The following is a 20,053-nucleotide window of genomic DNA, read 5'->3' as shown; positions in this document are numbered from 1 at the left end:
CCACGAAGAAGACCGTCTGTGCCCGGTCACACACTGCCCCGATGCGGTCCAGCAAGCTCGGGTGGACCATACACCCCGGGTCTGGAGCTGCCGGTAAATGATCTGGTACTGCTCAGTAGCAAGGGGAAATATTGGCTGGGACGGGGCCGCTGGTATCCCGGTCGCCAGCGAGGGGGCGCGGCTATCCCGACACGCACATTGTCCCCCGGGGCGAAGCCGTGACCGATGGACGACCGCCGCCGGACGGTCCGCCGGGTCGGAGCCGTGGTCCTGCTCGCCAACGTCGCGCTGGCGCTGGCGAAGGGCGCGGTGTACGTCGAGAGCGGGAGCCTCGCGGTCGGCTCGGAGGCGGTCAACAGCCTCTCGGACTCCGTCTACAGTCTCGTCGTGCTGGTCGGACTCTACCTGACGACCCAGCCGCCGGACTTTGAGCACCCACACGGTCACGAGCGCATCGAGCCGTTCGTCTCGCTGTTCGTCGCCGCCGGCATCTTCGCGGCCGGTGTCATCGTGTTCTGGCAGTCGAGCACCACGTTGCTGTCCGGCGATATCGCCGTCAGCGCGACCCCGGCCGGTGTCGGCGTCCTCGCCGGGTCCGCGGTGCTCAAGCTCGGCCTCTACCGGTACTGCCTGGTTCGCGGGTCGGACGCGAACTCGCCGGCGCTGGTCGCGACCGCGCTCGACAACCGCAACGACGTGCTCACCGCCCTCGCCGCGCTCGTCGGGGTCCTCGGCGCGGCGGCGGGCTACCCCGTGCTCGACCCGCTGGCCGCCGGTCTCGTCGCGCTCGGCATCCTCTGGACGGGGGTCGAGATCGTCCGCGACAACGTCAACTACCTCGTCGGCGGCGCGCCGCCGGACGATCTGCGCGCGGAGATCGTCGAGCGCGCCACGGTCCACCCCGAGGTCGAGGGCGTCCACGACGTCGTCGCCCACTACGTCGGTCCCGAAATCGACGTGAGCCTCCACATCGAGGTCGAGGGCGACCACACGCTGTTCGAGGCGCACGACATCGAGAGCGACGTTGTCCAGGCCATCCGGGAGCTGCCCGAGGTCGACGACGTGTTCGTCCACGTCGACCCGAAGGAACTCGGCGAGTGGAAGGACGACGAGAAGGCCGAACGGCTGGCCGGGGAGTGAGCGCGACGGGACAGGAACCGTTCGTGACTCCGGACAGCGCATCTTACTGCGGCCGAACCGTACTGTATTCGCCGGTTGTGGCCCCGGGTTTCGACTGGCCGTTCGCCCCGTTATCCGCCGTCTTTGAGGGTATTCTAGGAGTCAATGGCTCTTTGTACGGAAACACTAAGTCGTGCTAACTCTTGTCATGGATGATGATAGAGATCCCAGTCCACGGCGCCCTGACCGAGGACGCGGTGGTCGTCCAGCCGGACTGCTCGCTGCCGGAGGCGGCCGAGTACCTGCGTGACCCCGACGTCCCGGCGCTGGTCGTCCGTGCCGAGCAGGACGATGTGGCGGGGGTCGTCACTGAATCCGACGTCGTTGCCGCCGTCGCCGAGGAGGGGTTCGCGCTCCCGATGGATGATGTCATGTCCACCCCTGTCGTCACGGTCCGGCCGACGATGCCGGTCGGACTGGCCGCCGACCGGATGCGGAAGGCCGGTATCGCCGTTCTCCCCATCGTCGACGACGGGGAGTACCACGGCGTCGTCACCCGCGAGACGCTCGCCCCGTACGTCACCCGGTCGCGCCTCGACAGCACGTGGGATGCGGAGCCCCTCCGGCTCGACCCGGCGTCGGAGGCAGAGGGGGCAGACGCCGAGGCGACGGATACCGCGTAGCTCGTAGCGTCCCGGCCTTCGACCGCCTACCGGTCGTGCCATCGGCGGACCGTCCGGCGTCCATAGTCGTCGCGTTCGCCGACCAGCGCCGATAGAACTGAGGTGGGCCTCGCGAGTCGTGGAGCTACGACGCGACGGGCGAACTACTCCGGCGGGTCACACGTCTCGAGGTTGTCACGGAGCCACGCCACCGCCGCAGCGACCTCGTCGGGGTCCGAGCCGGAGACGCGAATCCGGCCAGGCTCGTCGACGGGTGCGGGGTAGCTCCCGACGGCCACGTCGAACCGGTCGCGGACCGCGGCGAGCGCGCCGCCGAACGCACCCTCCGGCGTCGGCGTGTAGAGGGTCTCGCTGGTCCGGTCGCCCGCGAACTCGTCGGCGACGCCCACGAACATCGCCCGCATCTCCGACGGGATGCCGGGGAGGACGTAGACGTTCGCGACGACGCAGCCGGGGGCCCAGCTCTCATCCGTCGTCAGCGCCCGGGCCCCCTCGGGGAGTGACGCCGCCGCGTCGAGGTCCATGTCGAACTCGTAGTCCGCGGCGAGGTCCGGGTTCTCGTCCCTGAACGCTTCGGCCTTCGCCAGCAGCCGCTCGCGCTGGTCCTCGCGGACGACCAGCTCGCGGTCGAACGCCCGGGCGACGGCCTCGACGGTCACGTCGTCCGGTGTCCCGCCGATGCCGCCGGTGACGACGACGGCGTCGAAGCTCCCGGCGAACTCACGTACCCACTCGGCGATGACCGCCTCGTCGTCGGGCACGGTGAGGATACGGGTGACGGTGACGCCGCGGTCGGTCAGCTCCTCGGCGAGCCACGAGGCGTTCGTGTTCGTCGTCTCGCCGGCGAGCACCTCGTCGCCGACGGTCAGGATAGCGACCTGCATCAGAGTTGCCCCCACGTTACACCGGCGTGCCGAACGCGTAGACCGTGTTCTGGCCCGTCACCTCGAGGTCGACGAAGTCGCCCGGTTCGAGGCCGTGCTCTGTCGCGTTCCGGACGATTATCTGGCGGTACGCCGAGTCGCGGCACTTCACCGAGTCGCCGGTGCCGTGCTCGACGACGAGGCAGTCGTCCTTCGTCTCGCCGACCATCGCCTCGTAGGCGTCGCCGACGACGTTCATCTTCAGCTCGGACATCGCCTTCGAGCGGTCCTTCTTCGTCTGCCCGCCGAGACCTTTCAGCTCCGCGGCGTCGGTGCCGGGGCGCTTCGAGAACCGCGTGACGTTGATCTTCTCGGGGCGGGTCTCGCGCAGCAGCGCCATGCTCTGTGCGTGGTCCTCGTCGGTCTCCGTGGGGAAGCCGACGATGAAGTCAGTGCTGAGCGTCCAGTAGTCGAGCGCGTCGTCGAACGCCTCGACGACCTCGAGGTACTCGGAGACCTGATGCTGGCGTCGCATGTCGCCGAGCACGTCGTCGCTGCCGGACTGCACCGGCGCGTGCAGGAAGTCGTACAGCTCGTCGTGTCTCGCGAAGGTGTCGGCCAGCTCCTCGCGGATGCCGTGGACGCCCTTCGGGTTCGCCATGCCGACGCGCACCCGGAACTCGCCGTCTATCTCGGTGCAGATCCGGTCGAGCAGCGTGTGTAGCTTGCGCTCGCCCTCGTCCCAGCCGTAGACACCCGTGTCCTGGCCGGTGATGCGGAGTTCCTTTGCGCCCGCGTGAACCAGCGCGCGTGCCTTCTCGACGTTCTCCTCGACCGAGGGCGACTCTATCTTGCCCGTCGCCTGCTTCGTGATGCAGTACGAGCAGTCGCTCATGCAGCCCCGGGCGATGGGGAGGATGCCGACGACGCCGTCGAGCACCGGCTCCACGCCGGGACCGGGCGTCGGGCACTCGCCGTTCGTCACCGCCGTCGGAACGTCGTCCCAGTGGAGTATCTGGGCGTCGACGGCCTCGTCGCGGAACTCCTCGCCCTGGGCCAGCGCCATACAGCCAGTGACGATGAGGTCTGCCGTCTCGGCTTCGAGTTCTTTGGCCCGTCGGAGCATGTTCCGCTCCGTCTTCTCGACCACCGTACAGGTGTTCAGTATCGCGACGTCGGCCTGCTCGGGACCGTCGACGCAGTAGTGTCCCGCGTCGCGGAGTGCCGACTCTATCTGTCGGCTCTCACCCCGGTTGGAGGTGCAGCCGTACGTCTCGATGTGGTATCGGGCCATTCCTATCCCCTGTTGCCGGTGCGCGTTCAAAAGCGCGACGATAACCCCCGCGTCCGTGTGTGAGAGCCCGTCCGCGGCGCACCGGCGCCTATTGTTGCCGCGTCTTCACACTCTGAAACCAAGCCGATGGGGTTTTTACCTCTCAACTTCAACACATAACCTGTGATGCGAACACAAAGCCGCGCACTCCTGGCACTCGCGCTCGCCGCGTTGCTCGTGACGAGCAGCGTCGGCGCGGTTGCCGTGGGTGGCTCCTCTCTGTCCGCCCTGAACGGCACGCAGGAGCAAGACGACCTCGAATCGGCAGACGAAATCTACGTCGAGGACAACGGTGACGCCGTCCTCGTCTACCGCGACGACGCGAGTGGAACCGGCACCGGCCACTACGGTGCCGACCTCTCCGAGGGCCTGATGCACGTGTTCCTCAACGACACGATGGACGAGGCCCCCGAAGACAACTTCTCCGGTGAGGCTTCGTTCGAACTCACGCCCGAGTCGATGACCGGCGACGGCGCGTTCTCAGTGGACACGCCCGACTCCATCGAAGACCTCTCGTTCAAGGCCTCGGGCGAGCAGACCCGCGAGAACGCCCAGGGCTCGGTCTCCTTCGACGGGACGTTCACCAGCGAGTCCGGCACCGCCTCGACGGGCACCTCGATGGTCGAATCCGTCTCGACCGAGGGCTCGATGACGACGACCGGGAGCGCGTTCTCGACTGACGGCTCCGTCAGCGCGACGTTCTCCGAGGACCCCGGCGTCGACGAGATGCACTTCGCGTTCACGCTCGAAGAGCGCGAGGACAGCTACGTCCTCTCCGGCGAACAGGACTACGTCGTCGGCTCCTACAGCGCTGACTCGTGGAACACCCGCGAGAGCGCCCGTCGCAGCCTCGAGGCCCAGTTCGGTGTCGTCGCCCGACAGCTCGACGGCGAGGTCTCCGTCACCGTCGACTCGCACTCGTTCGACAGCGAGACCAACCGGGTCGACATGAGCTACACGGTCGAGTTCACCGGCGTCGACGAGGCCGTCTCCGAGCAGCTGACGACGTCTCTCGCGTCCTCCCAGCAGATGGACCTCTCCGAGAGCGAGGCCGAGGACCTCGCCCAGCGCCTCCAGTCCGTCGAGATGACCGAGCTCTCCGCGACCGTCGACGTGACGAGCGAGGAGGCCAGCGCGAGCTGGTCGGTCCAGATCGACAACTACGACGAGGCATCGACGGCGATGCTCGACATCGCCGAGGCCTCCGAGATGAACAGCAGCCAGATGAACCTCGAGGACGCACGGGCCCGTCTCAAGGCCCAGCAGGCGGCCGATCTCACCAGTGAGTTCACCTGGAGTGGCTCGGTCTCCTCGCCCGACCAGAACACGGCGGCGGTCAAGTTCTCCGCCGACTACGAGACCGAGAACTGGGGGAACTACGTCGAGGAACTCGAGAGCCGGGGCGTCGAGTGGTCCGGCAACACCGAGTTCTCCGCGAGCGCACAGACCGAGAACGGCGAGCTGAGCGCCGAGATGTCCGCGACCTTCAGCCAGGAAGAGCTCGTGAGCGGGGCCATCGACAGCATGCTCCAGTCGAGTGAAGGCACCGGGAGCGACCAGTCCCGTGCCATGCTCGACGCCTTCCAGCAGTCCGAGTTCGAGACGGCCAAGATGGACGTCTCGATGGAGGACCGCACCGTCACCTTCGAGGCCGGTGCGAGCTTCGACAACGTCTCCGCCTTCCGTGACGTGCTCGAAGATGAGTACGGCAAGGACCTGAGCATCGAGAGCGCCTACGGCGAGCTCTCCGGTGACGGGGGCGCCACCTACGTTCGGCTCTCCGGCGCCGTCTCCGGCGACGCCAGCGAGTCCGACGTGCGCGAACTCGCGGTCGTCGGCGAGGACACCGAGGTCTTCATGCCCGGCGACTGGGACCCCGACGAACAGGACTTCCCCGAGATGGACGCCCAGGAGGCCCGTAACTACCTGAGCGTCGACAACGACGGCGGTGGCCTGCTCGGCGGTATGCCCGGCTTCGGCCCGGCCGTCGCGCTCGTCGCACTCGTCGCACTCGCACTGTTCGGCCGTCGGCGCGCAGAGTAGAACCAGCCGCGGTCCGACTACTCGTTTTCTTCGTAGTCCGCGACGATAGCGACGCCGCTGGACGCGCCGATGCGCACCGCGCCGGCGTCGAACATCGCCTTCGCGTCGGCCCACGAGCCGACGCCGCCGCTCGCCTTCACGGGGAGGTACTCGCTCATCAGCTCGACGTCTTCGACCTCGGCCCCGCCGTCGGCGAAGCCGGTCGAGGTCTTCACCATGTCGGCGTCGGCGTCCGCGGCGGCCTTGCAGGCGGCGTGCTTCTCCTCGTCGGTGAGCAGCGCCGTCTCGATGATTACCTTCACCGGCACCGGCACCGCGGCGACCAGCTCCTCCAGTTCGTCGTGGACGGTGCCCGAGTCGCCCGCCTTCAGCCGGCCGACGTTGATGACCACGTCCAGCTCGTCAGCGCCGTCGTCCCACGCCGCGACGGCCTCGTCGCGCTTCATCTCGGGCGTGTTGTTGCCGTGCGGGAAGCCGATGACCGTCGCCAGCGTCACGTCGGGCGCGTAGTCGGCCGCCTCCTCGACGAAACACGGCGGGATGCAGGCGTTCATGCCGTGCTCGGCGGCCTCGTCGAGGACGCGCTCGACGTCGTCGAGCGTCGTCTCCGGGCCGAGCACGGTGTGGTCGATGCTCGCGGCGAGTTCGTCGCGGTTCATGGCTCCCCGTTGTGCGGCCGAGGGTTTAGTAGTCGCCGGTCGTCGCCGACCGGTCAATACCCCTCCGTAGCCCTCCCGAGACGTCGGCTCGCGCCGCGCAATTTTTGTGTCGTCGCGGTCGAGATGAGAGGTATGACCGACGTACATCCGGACGTTGCCGACACCGCCGACGACATCGCGACGATGGAGATTCGCGGTGCGGCGACCATCGCGGACGCGGCTGCCGGCGCGCTCGCGGTCCAGGCGCGGGAGTCCGACGCCGACTCGCCCGAGGCGTTCCGCGAGGACCTCCGAAGGGCGGCGAAGACGCTGTACGAGACGCGACCGACCGCGGTGAGCCTGCCGAACGCGCTCCGGTTCGTGATGGCCGACATCGAGGGCGACACGGTCCGGGAGCTACGCGAGACGGCCGTCGAGAGCGCCGCGGCGTTCCAGCGCGAGCTCGATCAGGCCCAGGCGCGACTCGGAGAGGTCGGCGCGAACCGGCTCCGGGACGGCGACGTGGTGATGACCCACTGCCACTCGACGGACGCGCTGTCGTGTGTGAAGGCCGCGGTCGACCAGGGGAAGCACATCGAGGCCATCGTCAAGGAGACCCGGCCCCGGAAGCAGGGCCACATCACCGCCGAGCAGCTGCGCGACTGGGGCGTCCCCGTCACCATGATCGTCGACAGCGCGGCGCGGCGGTACCTCGACGAGGTGGACCACGTGGTCGTCGGCGCGGACTCCATCGCGGCGGACGGGAGCGTCATCAACAAGATCGGCACCTCGGGGCTGGCGGTGAACGCCCGCGACCGGGGCGTGCCCATCATGGTCGGCGCCCAGACGATCAAGCTGCACCCGGACACGCTGACGGGCCACACCGTCGAGATAGAGATGCGCGACGAGGACGAGGTCATCGACGACGTGGAGCGCGAGCGCATCCAGGGTGACCCCGACGGCTTCGCCGTCGAGAACCCGGCCTTCGACGTGACACCGCCGCGGTACGTCGACGCCATCGTCACCGAACGCGGACAGTTCCCGCCCGAGAGCATCGTCGTCCTGATGCGAGAGCTGTTCGGCCGGGACACCGCCCGCCCGTGGGAGGCGTGACCGGACGAGGACGGGTCGGTCGCGTAACTTTCCGACGGTAGGCTACCGGAACCTTCTTTCCTGTTGCTCTCACGATATGCGACCATGGTACTTGCAGGGGCAGAGCTACCGCCGCTCGTCTACGCGGTGCCGCTCGTGCTCGCCTTCCTCGGGGTGGTGGCGTTACTCTGGGCGGTCCACCCGCCCGTCACGGACTGGACAGCCGTCGCATTCGTCCCGTGGATGCTCACGGGGGCGATACTCCACGTCCTCTACGTTCTCGAGGTCTACCCCGCCTCGATCGAACCCCTGTTCGGCACGCTCACGGTCTACATCACGACAGCGACGGTGGTGGCTCTCACCTGGATACTGATGACGTTCCTCGCCGCGGTCCGTCAGCACTTCGACGCCGACCGCGGCCTGGGAACCGTCGGGACCGGCTTCGGCGTTACCTTCGTCATGTTCGCCATCCTCACGTCGCTCGAGAACGGGACGTTCACCCCGTTCTGGTCGGTCATCGGTGCGGTCGTCGCGGCCATCGTCGCGGCGGTCGCCTGGGTGCTGTTGAGCCTGCGCTACACGGAGGTCGCCGCCAAGGCCGGCCGCACCGGCGCAGTCGTCGTCTTCGCACACACCCTCGATGGTGTCACGACCGCCGTCGGCTACGACCAGCTCGGCGGGGGCGAGCGCGTCGTCCTCTCGAAGTACATCCTGCAGGCGGGCGAGCAGCTCCCGACGTACGACGCCATCGGCGCGGGCTGGCTGTTCGTCCTCGTGAAGGTGCTGCTGGCACTCGTGGTCGTCGCGGCGTTCAAGGAGTACATCGACGAGCAGCCCCGGTACGGCCGGCTCGCGCTGGCGTTCGTCGCGGCCGTCGGCTTCGGCCCCGGCCTGCACAACCTGCTGCTCTTTGCGGTGTCGAGCGACGTGACGGCCGCGGACGTGCCACTCGCCATCGCACACGTCGCGGGGGTGGCCTGAGTGCCGCAGGTGGTGACCGCGGGCCACGTCAACTGGGACGTGACCCTCCGAGTCGACCGATTGCCCGAACCGGACGGCGAGTCACGGATCAGCTCACAGCAGTCGTCCGGTGGGGGGAGTGCTGCCAACGTCGCCGTCGCACTCTCGGGGCTGAACGTCGACACCGGGCTCGTCGGGAGCGTCGGCGACGACGAGAACGGCCTGCTCGCACGTCGCGAGCTCGACGAGGCGGGCGTCGACCTCCAGAGCCTGTTGACCGTCTCGGACGGCCAGACCGCAGTGAAGTACCTGCTCGTCGACGAGCAGGGCGAGGTCGCGGTGCTCGGCAACGACGGCGCGAACGAGGCGGTCACCCCGGACGACGTGGAACCCGACTACGTCCGCGCGGCCGACCACGTGCACCTGACCAGCCAGCGCCCCGACACCGCGGCGGCCCTCGCAGAGACCGCCTCGGAAGCGGGCGTGCGCGTCAGCTTCGACCCGGGGCGGCGACTCGCCGACCGCGACTTCTCGCGGGCGCTCGACGCCGCCGACATCCTGTTCCTGAACGACCGCGAGGCGGAGAGCGTTCTCGAGACGGAGTACCCTGGCTCGGCGTTCGCGGACCGCGTCCTCGTCATCAAGCACGGCAGCGAGGGCGCAGTCGTCCATGCGCCGGACGCGACGTACGAACACCCGGGATTCGGCGTCGACCCCGTCGATACGACGGGCGCGGGCGACGCCTTCGCGGCGGGCTTCGTCGCGGCATTGCTCGAAATCGAGGACTACGAGCGGGCCGTCGAGCACGGCAACGCCTGCGGGGCGCTCGCGGCCGCCGAGGAGGGTGCCCGCGCCGCGCCGACGGAGAGCGAGCTCGAGACGTTCCTCGACGAGCAGTACTGACTCACGGTCGGGCAGTCGACAGTGCCCCAGTTCACCTGTCTGGCGAGGAACACCGCGACGAACGTCTCTCCTCCGAGCCCGACTGCCACCGGGAGCGGGAGGGCACGTCGGCGTAGCCGGGTGCGCTGGCGCCGAACGCGGTGAGGAGTGTGATGGCGACGCGGTACATCGACGCTTCGAACGCGTCGACGAAGAGAGGTACTGTCGCCCGGTCGAGGAGGGTGTCACGCATCCTCGGAAACGGTTCTTGCGGGATGGCACTGATGCCACGGGATTAAGTCACGACCGCCCGAAGCCGACGCCATGTCGACGGTGACGACGCTCGCGGTGTGCGTGGCTGCCGGGCTGGCCGGCGCGCTGGTGATGGACGTGCCGATGGTGCTCATGCCCGAAGGGTTCACCCCGGCCGCCGTCGCGGCCTCGAAGCTCCAGCGCCGTCCGGTCGAGGCGGTGTCGACCCTCGCGGCGCAGGTCGTCCACCACGGCACGGGGGTGGTCGGCGGGCTCGGTCTCGGCGTCGCCGTCGTCGCGCTCGAACCGCGGTTCGGGACGTGGGCCGCCGTCGTGCTCCCGGCGACGGTGTTCACCGTCTTCATCATGAACTTCTTCGGCTTCGTCGTGCTCCCGACGGCGGGCTTCGACGACGACCGGCAGGAGGCGACGTTCCTCCAGTGGCTGTTCTCGGCGGTGGTCTACGGGGCCACCGTGACGGCCGTGGCGCTGTTCGGGCTCGGCGCGTGACGAACGTTTTTTCTCGGGCTCCGGCGAAGCCGTGGGTATGACACAGCCGCATCTGCTCGTCGAGGAGGGAGACGTACACGACATCGCGCTCATCCCGGGCGACCCGGGCCGCGTGGACCGCATCGCCGGCCACTGCGACGAGCACGAGGTCGTCGCAGAGAACCGGGAGTACAAACTCGTCAACGCGACCTACGAGGGCGTCGACCTGACCATCTGCTCGACCGGCATCGGCTGTCCCTCCGCCGCCATCGCCGTCGAGGAGCTGAGCAACGTCGGCGTCGAGACGTTCATCCGCGTCGGCACGACCGGCGCGCTCCAGCACGACGTCGAGATCGGCGACATGATCGTCGCCACCGGCGCGGCGAAGAACGAGGGCACCTCGAAGCGGTACGAGGCCGTCGAGTACCCCGCCGTCCCGGACTTCGACGTCATGACCGCGCTCGTCGACGGCGCCGAGGCGAACGACGAGGAGGTCCACGTCGGCCCCATCGCCAGCGACGACGCCTACTACGCCGAGACCGACGACTACGTCGTTGACTGGGAGGAGGCGGGCATCCTGAGCGTCGAGATGGAGGCTGCGACCGTGTTCACGCTCGCCCGTCGGAAGGGCCTCGCCGCGGGCGCCATCTGCACCGTCGACGGCAACCTCGTGAAGGGAACCCAGAAGGGTACCGAGACCGAGGACGAGGAGCTGCCCGAGAAGGCCAAGAACAACGTCGGTCGCGCCATCGACATCTCGCTCGAAGCCGTCCGCGCGCTGCGGGAGTAGGGCAGTTCGAACGGTCGTTCTCGGTCTCCCGGCGGACCTGCCGACGCACTCACGCCTCTAGCTCGGCGAACTTGCCGAGCTTCATCGACCAGTCGTAGTCTGCGTACGTGAGCGACGGCGCGGCATCGCCGGGGACGACGCCGTACCGTCTCAAGAACCGAACCACGCCCGACTTCCCGCCGAAGTCGCCGCGGTACCACGAGAACAGTTTCGGCACCCGCACCACGTCCGCCGTCGAGTCGTGGCGACACTCGCTCTCCAGGTACGATGCCGTCGCCAGGTCGAGCTCGTCGTCGACGCCGTCCCGGGTGTACACCGCGACCGGGGGACAGGAGCTGGCACCGCAGTTCAGCGCGAAGTGGAGTCGGGGGTCGAGCTCGTCGACGCGGTGGCGGCGCTCGAACCCGTCGACGCGGATTCGTGGCAGGTAGCCAAGGCCGACGCCGGACTGCGAGCCGCGGAGGATGCCGTGTTCGACGTCGTCGAGGCTCAGGTCGTGGCCGGCGACGGTGAACAGCTCGTCGGTGAAGACCGGCCGCGTCGGGGGGAGCCGCCGTTTCTGCCAGCGGTCCGGGTTCGACCTGAGCAGGTACTGCGCGAAGCCGTTGTACACGTCGAGCCAGAACGCGGTCCGGGGGGCGTCTCCGTCCAGCTCGCGGGCGAGCCGTCGGTCGTCGAGCCCGGCGAGGGCCCGGCGGTGGGCGCGGCTGTCGTCGCCCGTCTTCACCGCTCGAAGGAAGCTGGTGGCGAGCGAGACGGGGTCGTCGTGGTCGACGGCGGCCATGCCAAGAGGTTGGGACGGCGGCGGCAAAAGCGGTCGGCTACCGGCGGGTATCCGGCGGGGGCACGACAGAACGGTTTTCTCGCTGGGGAGGAAACGGCGGTCCATGCTCTCGGGTCTGCGGGCGCGCCTCCAACGGCTCCTCGCTCGCGTCCGTCGGGTCGAACGGCGCGAGCTGCGTGAGTTCCGTCGCTGGGTCGAGCACACGAACAACCTGCTGCACCTCTCCGTGCTGGTGTTCGTCCCGTTGCTCATCGCCTTCGTCACGTACATCTCGAACGCGTCGCCGGCGCTGTCGTTCCTGCTGTTCCCCCCGCTGGCCTCGGGGACGTACACCCTGTTCTCGGACCCGGAGGGAAAGTACGCCTCGCCCCCGAAGTTCGTCGGCGGGATGACCGTCGGCGCGGTGTGTGGCTTCCTCGCCATCGAAATCACCGGCGTGGCAGGTGTCAGCGGTGGCACGCGTATCGGCATCCAGTCGGTGAGCACGCTGGACGCCGGGGTCAGCATCTTCCTCACCGGTGCGGTGACGTGGGCGCTCGACCTGGAGGAGCCGACGGCGTTCTCGACCGCGCTGCTGACCCTACTCACGGGCGGTTCGCGCGGCGAGTACGTCCTGAGCGTGATCGTCTCGACGACGTTCATCGCCACGGCGTTCTACGCCTGGCGCGAGCTGTTCTACGACCGGCGCGCGGAGTACCTCTACCGCACGACGCAGGGCGACGACCACGTGCTGGTGCCGGTCCGCGGCGAGACCGCCGACGAGACGGCGATGTTCGGCGCGCACATCGCGGCAGCCCACGACGCCGGGAAGGTGGTGCTGCTCGACCTGGTGTCCGAGAGCGAGATCGCCGAGGCGGAGGCGGGCATCCGTCGCGACGAGGAGGCTGGGTCGGGGGCATCGGAGGCAGCGTCCGACGCGGACGGGACGGACCCGACGACCGAGGCGGCGGAGCAGGTCGCAGGACAGGCGGCGATGCGACTGGAGCGCCTCGCCGGCCGTATCCAGACCAGGGTCGGCGTCCCCTGCGAGGTCGTCGTCGCGAGCGAGTCCGGCAGCCCCGCGAACGTGGTGCTCCAGGCCGCACAGGAGGCGAACTGCGACCTCGTCGTGACGCCGTACGAGGAGCGCCACGGGAGTCTCTCTCCCTTCGTCAAATCGCTGTTCGACGACCCCATCGACGTGGTGGCGTTCCGGTCGGTGTCCGGGCGGAGCCGCTGGCGACGGGTGCTCGTCGCGGTGGCACGGCCCGGGGACAACGCGCACGCGATGCTGGACTTCGCCCAGCGCGTCTCCCGTGCGACGGGGACGGTGAGCGTCTGCACCTGCATCGACACCGAGAGCCACCGTCGGCGTGCGGAGTCGATGCTGGTGAACCTCGTCGAGCCGTTCGACGGCACGTTCGAGACGCGGGTCTCCCGGGACTCCATCGAGCGCTTCCTCAGCACGAACGCGCCGTCGCACGACCTCGTCGTCGTCGGCGCGAGCACCGACCGGACCGGCGCCTCGCGCTTTCTCGCCCCACCGACGTTCGAGAAGCTACGGGACGTGGACTGCGACGTGGCCATCGTCCACCGCGGCGGGTGAGCGGGCCGGAGTCCGTCGAACGGACGACTCGTCTCTGTGCGGTGGTACGTGTGTGATGGCGACAGAATCGTTCGCGGACGACGCTCCGGACGCTCCTCGCCGACTACTCCGTCCGGTCCGACGGCCCCTCGTCTTTCAGTATCTTGTCCGCGAGGTCCTCGGTGTCGCCCCGTCCGAGTGCCGATTCGACGAGCAGGTGGCCGCCGATGGCCGCCGGGCTGATGACGGTGTCCGCGCCGGCGCGCTTGAGCTTCTTGACGTTCTCGCGGTCGGTCGCCGCGGCGACGATGCGGACGTTCGGCCGGAGCTGGCGGGCGGTCAGCACCGCCAGGGCGTCCTCCGCGTCGTTGTTCGTCGCGGTGACGACTGCGGTCGCGTCGGCCAGCTGCGCCCGCCGGAGCGGCTCCTCGTCGCTCGGGTCGGCGGTGATGACGTTCATCCCGCGGTCGGAGAGCTCGGCGGCGCGCGCCTGGTCCGGTACGATGACCACGAAGGGGACGTCGCCGTCGGTGAGTTCGTTCAGGATCGGTTCGGTCAGGTCCCCGTAGCCGAGGACGATGACGTGGTTTTCGAGCAGGTCGAGCTGTGTTTCTGTCATTCTCCCAAGTGCGCGTTGGAACCGGGCTTCGAGCAGCGGTGCGAGCAGCGTCCCCAGCGCGACCGTGAAGCTCACGACGCCGAGGACGACGACGGAGAGCCCGAACAGCTTCCCGCGGGTCGAGGTGGGGTCGGGCGTCACGTCGCCGTACCCGACCGTGCTGGCGGTGACGATGGTGTAGTAGAACGCGTCGATCAGCCCCGCGGAGCCGTCCCGGATGGCGGGGAACTCGTCGCGGAGCGCGTACGCGCCGACGGTGCCGTACACCTGGACGCTCGCGAGGATGATGCCGGCGGCCAGCTGCGAGGTCGACAGCGAGAGCTTCCGGTCGAAGCGATCGCGGTTGCCCAGCAGCCCCGGTATCGCCAGCAGCGACAGGACGACGAGCGGGTAGGAGTACGGGCTGGTCTGGATGACGCCCTGCAGTGCGGCCAGCGGGAGCAACAGCAGCGCGCTGTACCACGCGCCGCGCCGTCGCCGCCGGAGCGTGTAGGCGCTCAGCAGCAGCAGGAAGCCGGTCATCGCGCCGGTGAACCCAGCTGTCTGCTGGACCGCCACGGGAATGTACGGCGAGAGCGGGCCGGCGGGAGCGGACCCGATGTTCGCGATGCCCGTCGCGATGGAGAGGACTGCGGAGAGACCGGTCAGCGCGACCGGCAGCCGTGCGCTCGTCAACCTGTCCAGCAGTCCCATACGCCGCCAGTGCGCCGGATAGGTGAAAAGGGTCGCGGTGTCGGCACCGGGGCCGGCCACCAGCTCCAGCGGCGACACCGATTTACCGTCGGCACCCGAGGGCAGGGACATGGCGTCGCTTCCCGTCGAGGTCCTCTACGGTATCTACCTCGGTCTCCTCACCGGTATCATCCCCGCGCTCGTATCGGGCTCGCTCGGGTTCCTGTTCAAGTACGTGACCGGTGTCACGCTCCCCGGGCTCGGGGTCGTGGTGCTGTCGGTCGCCATCGCCGGCGTCAACGGCGGGCTGATGGGGCTGCTCGACCCGACGGTGTCGAGTTCGCCCCGGCTGCTCGTCGCGGTCGTCGTCATCATGATGCTCTCGCTGTGGGCACACAGTCAGGGCGACAAACTCGGCGTGTCGATGCCCAAGCGGGTGACGCTCGCGTCGCTCCGCAGGCGCAACATCTCGGCCGACGTCGTCGACATCGTCGGCGGCGTCGGCAAGGTCACGCTGCGGCCGTCCGGTCCCGTCCGGGACATGGAGGGCTACCCGCCCCTGCCGGCGGACCTCCGCGAGACCATCGCCGATGGGTCGTGGTCGCTGCCCGCGGACCTGCCGCTCGCCGAACTGGAGAGCCGCCTCGTCGACCGGCTCCGAACGGAGTACGACCTCGCGGACGCCGCAGTGACGCTCGACACCCAGGGTCGGGCGACCATCGCGGCCGCCCCGCCGGCGAGTGGGCTCTCTCGTCGCGTCCCGCCGGGCAAGCGCGCGGTGTCGGTGACGGCACTGCTGCCGACGGGCGCGGCCCGCGGCGACTCCGTCGTCGTCCGGGCGGGCGAGGCACGCGTCGCGGGGACGCTGCTGAGTGCGAAGAGCGACGGCTCGCCCGCGCCGGCACCGCCGAAGCCGGACACGGACGACGGCGTGGCGACCGACGGTGGAACGGACGACGGTCCGGTCCCCGCACCGACCGCGCCGACGACGACCGGCGGAGAGGGACGACTCACGGCCGCGGTCACCCGCGAGCAGGCCCGGACCCTGCTCGATGTCGACCGTGCGCAGGTCGCCGTGACCTCGCGTGGAACCCGCCGCGAGTTCGAACTCGTCTCGCTGCTCCGGCGTTCGGGGCGGCGCTTCCGGAAGGTGTCCGTCGGCGCCGAGGGCCCGCTCGACGGCGTCACTATCGGCGACGCGAGCATCCGGGACAGCTACGACGTGACGGTCCTCGCGCTCCGCCGCCCGCCCGACGGGACCAGCGGCGACCGCTCGTGGTCGTTCTCGCCACGCGGTGACACCGAGCTCTCGGCCGGTGACGAGCTGTTCGTCGTCGGCCGGCAGCCCGCCCTCGTGGCGTTCACGGAGGCGGTCGCGTGACGGGGCTCGTCGCCGCACAGGTCGACTTCGGCTCGTTCGACCTCGTCGCCGAGACGGCCCGCATCCTCGCGCTCACCGGGCTGGCGACTGTCGCGTCGCTCGTCGCCGCCGTCGTCTACCGGTGGTACACCCGCGAGCGGGTCCCCGAGGGTGTCTCCGTCCTGCTCGGGGTCAGCGCGGTCGCGCTCGTGCTCAACACGGAGGAGACGCTGAAGCTCGTCATGCAGGGCCGGGACGGGCTCCCGGCGGAGACGACGGCGGTCGTCACCGTCGCGACGTTCGTCGCCGCCGCGTTGGGGACGGGTATCGGCCGTCGCATCGGCGACGGCGTCGCGTCGAACGCCTTCGCGGTGACCGGCACCGCGAAGCTGGATCGGGAGGTCTCCCAGCTGGTGCGGGCGGTCGGGCGCGTCGTTACCGTCAGCCTGCCCGACGACCTCGACGACATCGACGGCTACGACCCGGTCGACCCCGAGGTGAAAGAGGAACTCGCGGGGACGACGTTCGTCTTCCCGCGGCGTATCACCGTCGCGGACCTGCAGGACCGGGTCGTCACCCGGCTGAAGGACGACTACGGCGTCGGCCACGTCGACCTGGAACTGGAGGCCGACGGCACCGTCGACTACCTCGCCGTCGGCTCGCGCGCGGCGGGACTCGGCCCGACGCTCGCGCCGGGCACCGTCGCGGTCGCGGTCCAGGCCGACCCGGCGAACGGGGCCAGCCCCGGTGACGTGGTCCAGGTGTGGGAGCGGACCGACGACGAGGGGCTCGTCCGTCACGCGACCGGCGAGCTGCGCGCGACGACCGAGAAGGACGTGGTCACGCTCGCCGTCGACGAGACGGACGCCGAGGCGCTCTCGGACACGACGACCTACCGGCTCGTCACCCTGCCCACCGAGCCGTCGGCCGACAGGGAGTTCGCGTCGCTGCTTCGTGCCGCCGACGAGACGATGAGCGCGGTCGAACTCGCCGACACCAGCGAGCTTGTCGGCCGGAGCGTCGCCGACCTCGACGTGACGCTGGCCGCCATCCGCGGCCCCGATGGTGGTGTCACCGCGACGCCACCTCGGGGCACCGAGCTCGTCGCGGGGTCGACGCTGTACATCGTCGAGCGACCCGCGGCACTCCGGCGGTTCGAGGCGCTCGCCCGCGGGGAGGAGGCGAAACCGCTTTCGTGACGGCGTCGTACGGTACGTCCATGCAGTGGAAGCTGTTCGCGGACATCGCCGAGCGCGCCGGTACCGACGCGGTCGCGGTCCAGGTCGACGGCGACGACCCGACCGTCGGCGACGCGCTCGATGCCCTCTTCGAGACAGAACCGACCCTCCGCGAGCGCGTGCTGGCCGACGGCGAGCCGGCGTCCCGTGACGGCATCGCGCCCGACGTGAACGTCCTGCTCGACGGCGCGGACGTGTTCACGACGGCGGACGGGCTGGCCACCGAGGTCGAGGTGGGGGCGGAGCTGGCGCTGTTCCCGCCCGTGAGTGGTGGGTAGAACCCGCCCGTCGTCGTGGCGCTATCCGTGGTTCTCGCGGTAGTCCGCGGTCAGGTCCGCGGCCATCACGAAGTCGGGCTCGTCAGAGATGCCCGAGCGGAGCAGTGAGCCGTCGCTGACGAAGTCGACTGTCTCGGGGATGAGCACCCGGACGCTGTCGGCTCCCAGCTCGGCGGCGTCGCGCTTGATGGCGGCGACGAGTGTCCTGGCGGCGTCGATATCGTCCCACGCGCCGACGCCGTACTCGGCGAAGTGGTCGATGTCGCCCTCGTCGTCTTCGCGTTCGTAGTCGCGGACGCGGTAGGTGACGCCCCGGGTGCCGCCCCCGGAGGTGACGGCGGCGAGCATCGTCTCGTCGGCGGCGCGTTCGAGCAGGGCCGGGGTCAGTTCGGCGACGGCCCACGACTCGTCCATCGCGAGGCCGACGCCTCTGAGGTTGTCGCGGGCGTCGCAGTCGGTCCAGTAGGTCCACGCGGCGTTCGGGTCGCCGGTGACGTCGAGCGGGCCCGTCGCGTCGGCGTCGGGCTCCGGTTCGAGCCAGCGGAACTCCGTCTCGGGTTCGAAGCCGACGCCCCGGGAGTGGCCGAGGCCCATGACGTTCCACGAGAACACCATGTTCCGGGCGACGGTCGCGCCCTGCTCGCGCGCCCAGTCCCACATCTCGTGGGTGAGTTCGAGCCCGATGCCGACGCCGCGGTAGTCGGGGTGGGTGCGCATGCCCTGGCACCAGGCCTCGCGGTCGGAGAGCAGGACGGTCTGGGCGATGGAGACCACGGTGCCGTCGACAGCGGCGACGCAGGTGAACTGCTCGTCGTACGCGTCCTCGTCCTCGATCCAGTCGTGGTAGATATCGGGGATGTAGTCGCTGCCGTCGCGGTCGGCCCAGGTGTCGCTGGTGAACGCGACCACGTCGTCGTAGTCCTCGGGCGTGGCGCGACGGTACGTGACATCCGCGCGGCGGTCGATATTCATGGTCACGCGTTCCACGGCCGGGACTGGTCGGTGATCTCGCCAGCCAGCGGCGTCCGCATGGTCTTCGCCACGTCGTCGCCGTTGGCGAGCGCCCACATCAGCTTCACCTTCGCGGTGCCGGGGAGCATGTCCTCGCCCTCGACCACCCCCGCGTCAAGCAGGTCGCGTCCGGTGTCGTACACGCGGTCGCAGACCCGGCCCTCGATACACTGGCTGGTCATCACGACGGTCGTGCCGTCGTCGACGAGCGACTCCAGCTGCTCGATACGGTCGCTGTGGACGTGCCCGAGGCCGGTTCCCTCGATGACGAGCCCTGACTTACCCTCACAGAGATCGAAGAACGCGGGGTCCATCCCGGGCGTGAACTTCACCAGTTCGACGTCCTCGTCGAGCGCCGGCTGGATGTCGAGGTCGGTCGCGCCGCGTTCCTCGAACTCGCCGTCGAACTCGACGGTCTCGGTGTCGTAGTCGACCGTCCCGAGCGGCGCCGCGCCGACCGTCTCGAACGCGTCGCGGCGCGAGGTGTGGTTCTTCCGGACGCGGGTGCCCCGGTGGAGCGCGCAGACGTCGTCGCTCTCGCTCGCGTGCATGCAGACCATGACCTCCGCGGCGTCGGCCTTCGCCGCCTCGACGGCACAGACCGCGTTCATCACGTTGTCGGAGGAGGGACGGTCGGCCGAGCGCTGGCTGCCCGTGAACACGATGGGGACCGGCGTGTCGAGCATGAACGAGAGCGCCGACGCCGAGAACTGCATCGTGTCGGTGCCGTGCATGACGACGACGCCGTCGGCACCCGATTCGATCTCCTCGTGGACGGCCTCGGCGAGCTCCTGCCAGATCGGTACCTCCATGTTCTCCGAGAGGATGTTCGCGACGACTCGGCCCCGGTAGTTCGCCCGGCCCGCCAGGTCCGGCACCGCCCGCAGCACGTCCTCCGCGTCGAAACGGGCCGTCACCGCGCCGGTGCGGTAGTCAACCGTCGACGCGATGGTACCGCCGGTCGAGATGAGCGCGATGGTCGACAGGTCCTCGTCGAACTCGACCGACGACGACGCCGTCTCGTCCTGGGCCGCGTCGATCTGGTACACGTCCGACTCCAGCACCTCGGTCTCCGCTCCCTCGCGCTCGATGCCGACGTTGTAGCCGCCGTCGAGCTTCACGACGAGCTCCTCGGCTGTCGACGACGGGAGCAGCACGCCCTCGTACTCTCTGTCCGCGCGTTCGACGCGGACACGGTCGCCTGGGTTCATGGATCCGGGTTCGCCTCGGTCGGACGTAAAGCCATCCGTTCCGTCTCGGGTCTGGGTGGCGACCCAGCGAAACCGAACCGTGGGGACGCGACGATGCGCGGGAGACAGACGTTTCCATCGGCTGTAGTCGCTCCGCGCGGCGAGCGTCTCGACGTGTCAGGAACCGCAGCCA

20 protein-coding genes are annotated in these 20,053 nt (G+C 69.5%); 12 read left to right on the top strand and 8 right to left on the bottom strand.

Translation table 11 applies throughout. From position 1 onward, the window contains the following. The first annotated feature begins 225 nt into the window (after nucleotides 1-225). Both NO978_RS04305 and NO978_RS04300 read left to right on the top strand, forming a co-directional pair. Entirely contained in the window at nucleotides 226-1,140 is a 915-nt protein-coding gene (locus tag NO978_RS04305) for a cation diffusion facilitator family transporter (protein WP_257298292.1), read from the top strand. Between the two features lie 194 nt (nucleotides 1,141-1,334). After that, nucleotides 1,335-1,802 carry a cyclic nucleotide-binding/CBS domain-containing protein gene (locus NO978_RS04300; RefSeq protein WP_257298291.1) on the top strand — a complete coding sequence of 156 codons (468 nt, stop codon included), beginning with the start codon at nucleotides 1,335-1,337 and terminating at the stop codon, nucleotides 1,800-1,802. A 143-nt stretch (nucleotides 1,803-1,945) separates the two neighbouring features. Here NO978_RS04300 and NO978_RS04295 read toward each other — a convergent pair whose 3' ends face one another. Beyond that, on the bottom strand, nucleotides 1,946-2,686 hold the full coding sequence (locus tag NO978_RS04295; protein ID WP_257298289.1) for a competence/damage-inducible protein A: 741 nt from the start codon (nucleotides 2,684-2,686) through the stop codon (nucleotides 1,946-1,948). 16 nt (nucleotides 2,687-2,702) lie between these two features. Further along, nucleotides 2,703-3,959 carry a tRNA (N(6)-L-threonylcarbamoyladenosine(37)-C(2))-methylthiotransferase gene (locus tag NO978_RS04290; RefSeq protein WP_257298288.1) on the bottom strand — a complete coding sequence of 419 codons (1,257 nt, stop codon included), beginning with the start codon at nucleotides 3,957-3,959 and terminating at the stop codon, nucleotides 2,703-2,705. Nucleotides 3,960-4,124: 165 nt separating this feature from the next. Here NO978_RS04290 and NO978_RS04285 point away from each other — a divergent pair, with 165 nt between their 5' ends. Further along, nucleotides 4,125-6,041, top strand: coding sequence for a PGF-CTERM sorting domain-containing protein (locus NO978_RS04285; RefSeq protein WP_257298287.1), 1,917 nt, complete (start codon nucleotides 4,125-4,127; stop codon nucleotides 6,039-6,041). A gap of 17 nt (nucleotides 6,042-6,058) precedes the next feature. Here the strand turns inward: NO978_RS04285 and deoC are convergent, their stop codons facing one another. Next, nucleotides 6,059-6,700: a deoxyribose-phosphate aldolase gene (gene deoC / locus NO978_RS04280; RefSeq protein WP_089735478.1), complete on the bottom strand. Its 642-nt coding sequence runs from the start codon at nucleotides 6,698-6,700 to the stop codon at nucleotides 6,059-6,061. 132 nt (nucleotides 6,701-6,832) lie between these two features. On the opposite strand from deoC, the gene NO978_RS04275 reads away from it, so the two are divergent. The 3 genes from NO978_RS04275 (at nucleotide 6,833) to NO978_RS04265 (ending at nucleotide 9,634) form a co-directional block, all read left to right on the top strand. Further along, nucleotides 6,833-7,792: a ribose 1,5-bisphosphate isomerase gene (locus NO978_RS04275; protein ID WP_257298286.1), complete on the top strand. Its 960-nt coding sequence runs from the start codon at nucleotides 6,833-6,835 to the stop codon at nucleotides 7,790-7,792. A gap of 84 nt (nucleotides 7,793-7,876) precedes the next feature. Beyond that, the gene (locus NO978_RS04270; protein ID WP_257298285.1) at nucleotides 7,877-8,752 is read left to right on the top strand and encodes a DUF63 family protein; all 876 of its coding nucleotides are present in this window, start codon (nucleotides 7,877-7,879) and stop codon (nucleotides 8,750-8,752) included. Then, nucleotides 8,753-9,634, top strand: coding sequence for a carbohydrate kinase family protein (locus NO978_RS04265; protein WP_369684101.1), 882 nt, complete (start codon nucleotides 8,753-8,755; stop codon nucleotides 9,632-9,634). It abuts the gene before it with no gap. A 31-nt stretch (nucleotides 9,635-9,665) separates the two neighbouring features. Here the strand turns inward: NO978_RS04265 and NO978_RS04260 are convergent, their stop codons facing one another. Further along, nucleotides 9,666-9,866, bottom strand: a complete 201-nt coding sequence (locus tag NO978_RS04260) for a hypothetical protein (RefSeq protein WP_257298283.1) — start codon at nucleotides 9,864-9,866, stop codon at nucleotides 9,666-9,668. Nucleotides 9,867-9,937: 71 nt separating this feature from the next. Between NO978_RS04260 and NO978_RS04255 the strand changes: the two genes are divergently transcribed. Together NO978_RS04255 and NO978_RS04250 are read left to right on the top strand one after the other, a co-directional pair. After that, on the top strand, nucleotides 9,938-10,375 hold the full coding sequence (locus NO978_RS04255) for a hypothetical protein (RefSeq protein ID WP_257298282.1): 438 nt from the start codon (nucleotides 9,938-9,940) through the stop codon (nucleotides 10,373-10,375). Nucleotides 10,376-10,412: 37 nt separating this feature from the next. Further along, nucleotides 10,413-11,144 (top strand): nucleoside phosphorylase, encoded by a 732-nt coding sequence (locus NO978_RS04250; RefSeq protein WP_257298281.1) that lies wholly within the window; start codon nucleotides 10,413-10,415, stop codon nucleotides 11,142-11,144. Nucleotides 11,145-11,193: 49 nt separating this feature from the next. On the opposite strand, the gene NO978_RS04245 is transcribed toward NO978_RS04250, so the two are convergent. Further along, nucleotides 11,194-11,928 carry a DUF547 domain-containing protein gene (locus tag NO978_RS04245; RefSeq protein ID WP_257298280.1) on the bottom strand — a complete coding sequence of 245 codons (735 nt, stop codon included), beginning with the start codon at nucleotides 11,926-11,928 and terminating at the stop codon, nucleotides 11,194-11,196. Between the two features lie 103 nt (nucleotides 11,929-12,031). On the opposite strand from NO978_RS04245, the gene NO978_RS04240 reads away from it, so the two are divergent. Next, entirely contained in the window at nucleotides 12,032-13,513 is a 1,482-nt protein-coding gene (locus NO978_RS04240; protein ID WP_257298279.1) for an HPP family protein, read from the top strand. A gap of 103 nt (nucleotides 13,514-13,616) precedes the next feature. Here NO978_RS04240 and NO978_RS04235 read toward each other — a convergent pair whose 3' ends face one another. Further along, nucleotides 13,617-14,804 carry an NAD-binding protein gene (locus NO978_RS04235; protein ID WP_257298278.1) on the bottom strand — a complete coding sequence of 396 codons (1,188 nt, stop codon included), beginning with the start codon at nucleotides 14,802-14,804 and terminating at the stop codon, nucleotides 13,617-13,619. Nucleotides 14,805-14,913: 109 nt separating this feature from the next. Between NO978_RS04235 and NO978_RS04230 the strand changes: the two genes are divergently transcribed. The 3 genes from NO978_RS04230 to NO978_RS04220 are packed head-to-tail and all read left to right on the top strand — an operon-like array spanning nucleotide 14,914 to nucleotide 17,659. Beyond that, nucleotides 14,914-16,164 carry a potassium channel family protein gene (locus NO978_RS04230; protein ID WP_257298277.1) on the top strand — a complete coding sequence of 417 codons (1,251 nt, stop codon included), beginning with the start codon at nucleotides 14,914-14,916 and terminating at the stop codon, nucleotides 16,162-16,164. Continuing rightward, nucleotides 16,161-17,342, top strand: coding sequence for a potassium transporter TrkA (locus tag NO978_RS04225; RefSeq protein ID WP_257298276.1), 1,182 nt, complete (start codon nucleotides 16,161-16,163; stop codon nucleotides 17,340-17,342). The genes NO978_RS04230 and NO978_RS04225 overlap by 4 nt, the downstream gene beginning before the upstream one ends. 20 nt (nucleotides 17,343-17,362) lie before the next feature. Continuing rightward, nucleotides 17,363-17,659 carry a ubiquitin-like small modifier protein 1 gene (locus NO978_RS04220; protein ID WP_257298275.1) on the top strand — a complete coding sequence of 99 codons (297 nt, stop codon included), beginning with the start codon at nucleotides 17,363-17,365 and terminating at the stop codon, nucleotides 17,657-17,659. Between the two features lie 21 nt (nucleotides 17,660-17,680). Here the strand turns inward: NO978_RS04220 and NO978_RS04215 are convergent, their stop codons facing one another. Together NO978_RS04215 and gatD are read right to left on the bottom strand one after the other, a co-directional pair. Continuing rightward, nucleotides 17,681-18,631 carry a GNAT family N-acetyltransferase gene (locus NO978_RS04215; protein ID WP_257298274.1) on the bottom strand — a complete coding sequence of 317 codons (951 nt, stop codon included), beginning with the start codon at nucleotides 18,629-18,631 and terminating at the stop codon, nucleotides 17,681-17,683. A gap of 2 nt (nucleotides 18,632-18,633) precedes the next feature. After that, a complete protein-coding gene (gene gatD, locus NO978_RS04210) occupies nucleotides 18,634-19,881 on the bottom strand; it encodes a Glu-tRNA(Gln) amidotransferase subunit GatD (RefSeq protein WP_257298272.1) in 1,248 nt (415 codons plus the stop codon). Between the last annotated feature and the right edge of the window lie 172 nt (nucleotides 19,882-20,053).

The sequence above is a fragment of the Haloarchaeobius sp. FL176 genome (assembly GCF_024609245.1).
Lineage (GTDB): Archaea > Halobacteriota > Halobacteria > Halobacteriales > Natrialbaceae > Haloarchaeobius.
The sequence above is the reverse complement of the archived record's forward strand: the minus strand, read 5'-3'. Positions and strand labels throughout refer to the sequence as shown.